Origin of the sequence: Parasphingorhabdus sp., assembly GCF_041748495.1 — a bacterium.
In the GTDB taxonomy this organism is placed as follows: domain Bacteria; phylum Pseudomonadota; class Alphaproteobacteria; order Sphingomonadales; family Sphingomonadaceae; genus Parasphingorhabdus.
The window spans coordinates 1-3,093 of the sequence record NZ_JBGTDD010000063.1 but is presented as its reverse complement, the minus strand read 5'-3'; the positions used below and the strand labels follow the sequence as shown (position 1 = coordinate 3,093).

The 3,093-nt window shown below is 58.6% G+C and carries 3 protein-coding genes and 1 other annotated feature; of the genes, 2 read left to right on the top strand and 1 reads right to left on the bottom strand.

Going from position 1 to position 3,093, the window contains the following annotated elements; genetic code table 11:
* A partial coding sequence (locus ACEW8J_RS05190; RefSeq protein ID WP_373490578.1) for a TIR domain-containing protein occupies positions 1-956 on the bottom strand: 956 nt, incomplete at its 3' end.
* A gap of 32 nt (positions 957-988) precedes the next feature.
* Between ACEW8J_RS05190 and ACEW8J_RS05185 the strand changes: the two genes are divergently transcribed.
* Together ACEW8J_RS05185 and ACEW8J_RS05180 are read left to right on the top strand one after the other, a co-directional pair.
* Entirely contained in the window at positions 989-1,405 is a 417-nt protein-coding gene (locus tag ACEW8J_RS05185; RefSeq protein WP_373490577.1) for a hypothetical protein, read from the top strand.
* A gap of 15 nt (positions 1,406-1,420) precedes the next feature.
* Positions 1,421-2,649 (top strand): IS3 family transposase gene (locus ACEW8J_RS05180; protein ID WP_373490576.1). Its coding sequence is split into 2 segments (ribosomal slippage): positions 1,421-1,709 and positions 1,709-2,649, totalling 1,230 coding nucleotides; the frame shifts between segments, so codons are not numbered across the junction.
* Positions 1,702-1,818: a sequence feature (AL1L pseudoknot), on the top strand. (Overlaps the previous gene by 117 nt.)
* Positions 2,650-3,093 lie beyond the last annotated feature (444 nt).

Sequence of the window (3,093 nt, the reverse complement as noted above, 5' to 3'; positions counted from 1 at the left end):
GCATGCGCAAAGATCCGGTCCGGATTGTCCGGATCCCGATTCAGCAATGTCTCCGTGACCCTGTGCGCTTTGGTGAATTTTTCCAGCGCCTCGTCCATGTCGCCACGCTTTTCATCATCCTCGCCCCATGCATGGAAAATGCGGGCACGTCGCTCCAGGCTTTCTGCGGGCATATCGGACAAGTCGCCTTGTCCCTCATAATAGTCCATCGCCCGTTCGTTGACATCGGTCATCACATCGAGACGGCCGACGCCTTTCAACCCGGCGCGCAGATCCGTCAGCATATATTCGACCAGCCCTTCGGCTTCGGCCTGCTGTCGTTGCGCTTCGTCGCGCGACTGGATTGCGAATATCGTCATTCCGATCATCGCTACCAGCGCCACCAACGCGCCGCCCGTGACCGCCATCACGCGGCGGATGCGGCGAGCGGCATCGCGCTGGACCAGCGCATCAAGCGGAACATCCGCGATACCGGCAATGATCTTCAGAAAGCCCAGCCGCCAGCCATCCCCCTGTTTGCGCAGGTCCGCCGCCAGCGGCTCGGATCCGGCCAGAAGCAACGCAGGGAAAGCCTCTTCCGGCTCGCCGCGCACCAGCGCTGCCAGCACTGGACGGCCCGGATGCAGCGACCGGAACAGTTCGATTTCGCGGGCAACCCAGATCGATGCCCTGGCGTCGGGCGAGCAGATGACGATCAGCACTTGCGATTCCGCCAGCGCCTGCTTCACCGATTGCGACAGATCCTCGGCCGCGGGCAGGTCTTCGCGATCCCGGAAAATTCGTCCCAGGCGGCCATCACCTGCATCGGTGATCCGGTCTGCCCGCAGACGGCGCGGCAACCGGTAGGTTTCGATTTTCCGGTGCAGCTTTTGCGCGATGGCGGCGTCGGCATGGCTATAGCTGACAAAGGCGCGAAAGCGCACCGCTTGCGGATCAGATTTCTCTGCTTCTGTCAATATTGCCCCGCGACCGAATGGACCGACCCCCTGTGCCGGTATTGCCGGAAAAAATGTTATCGGGAATCGTGATCGCTGTCACGGATAAAAGCTTTCCGCGCTTGTTACGTACAACAATGCAACATCTTGCAGTCAATTTTTGTGGAAAGCGAGGTGGGAAAATCAAGGGGAATAGAATGCCACTAGATATCACCATGATCCTACTAGGCTATGCAGTTGCGAGCTTTATCCTGACGGCGCTCTTCCTGCGACTAGAAAACGAAACCCCGCTGGAGAAAATAATCCGACGCCATTTCTATTGCTTTCCTTTGATGCCCCCTGTTCTCATAGTCTGGGTCTTATTGCAGGGGATGATCAAGGCTTCATCTGTGATGATAGATGGCCTGCGTTATTGTTTTGAAACAATCTCTGTGAACCGCCCCGGGATTGCCGGAGGCTCCAACTCTTGAGTAGAAGGAGCTATTATGAGCAAGACCACAAACAAGTTTTCACCGGAGGTTCGCGCCCGTGCTACCCGCATGGTGCTGGATCACAGACAGGATTATCCCTCGCGCTGGGCTGCGGTGGTGTCCATTTCGCAGAAGATCGGCTGCTCACCGCCGACACTGCATGAATGGGTCAAGCGAGCAGAAGTGGATAGGGGCACGCGCGCCGGTGTTCCCAGCGATGTTGCTGACAAGCTAAAAGCACTGGAACGCGAGAACCGCGAACTGCGCCAGGCCAACGAGATTTTACGTAAGGCATCGGCATATTTTGCTCAGGCGGAGCTCGACCGCCCGTTTCGCAAATGATCGCGTTTATCGATGATAACCGCGAAGACTATGGGGTCGAGCCAATTTGCAAAGTTCTGCCAATTGCCCCGTCGACCTATCACAGTCATCTCGCCAAGCGCCGGGATCCCTCGCGGCTGTCGGATCGCGCCAAGCGTGATATGGTGTTGAAGCCGGAGATCGCGCGCGTATTTGCCGAGAACTTCGGGGTATATGGTGTTCGCAAGGTCTGGCGGCAGATGAACCGCGAAGGCTTCGACATTGCCCGCTGCACCATCGAACGGTTGATGCGCAATATGGGCCTTCAAGGGGTGATACGCGGAAAGCCTGTGCGAACGACGGTCAGCGATCATGCAGCGCCGTGTCCGCTCGACCATGTAAACCGCCAGTTCCATGCCCCTTCGCCCAATATGCTGTGGGTATCGGACTTCACCTACGTCGCGACCTGGAAAGGCTTTGTATATGTCGCATTCGTGATTGACGTTTACGCCCGATATATCGTTGGCTGGCGGGTCAGTAGAACCGCTCACGCCAGCTTTGTTCTGGATGCATTGGAACAGGCTTTACATGATCGGCGGCCCAAGCATCGCGGCGGCCTCATCCATCACAGCGACCGTGGCAGCCAATATGTATCGATCAAATATACTGAACGCTTGGCCGAGGCAGGCATCGAACCATCGGTCGGCAGCGTCGGCGACAGCTATGACAACGCCTTGGCCGAGACGATCAACGGCCTCTACAAGGCCGAGGTCATTCACAGGCGTGGACCCTGGCGCAGCTTCGAGGCCGTCGAATACGCGACCCTCGAATGGGTCGACTGGTTCAATCACCGGCGGCTGCTCGAACCCATCGGCAACATCCCGCCCGCCAAAGCCGAGGAGCAATACTATGCCGCCATGGAAACTCTGGATATGGCAGCGTGACTCAAACCAAACAGCCTCCGGCAAACCCGGCGCGGTTCAGTGTCGGCGCGGCGTTCGCGGTTTGGCGCGCAGGTCGCGCATAGCTCGCCGGTGCTGGTCTGGACACCAGACGTCGGTATGAACTCCGGGCACTTGCACGGACGATCTTGGTTGCAGGTGGTGTCACGGGCTGGGGAACTTGTGCGCGCGACTTCGCGCTTAAAGTGAATGGCCGTGTCGGGATGAAGTCCGTCGTCGAACGCGCGGCACCGCGGGTTATCAACACATGGCCAGTCACGCTGGCTCGCTCAGGGCGACTCAACGCGAAGGCTGGGGATTTCGGCGTGATAAGGCTGCAAACTTTCGATGAGCGTCGAGTTATGTGCAAGGGCAGTGGCCACGACCATGCGAGAGGCAGCGCTGAGCGTCGACGCCGATCCATCGGCAGAGACGAACTGGAGCGGC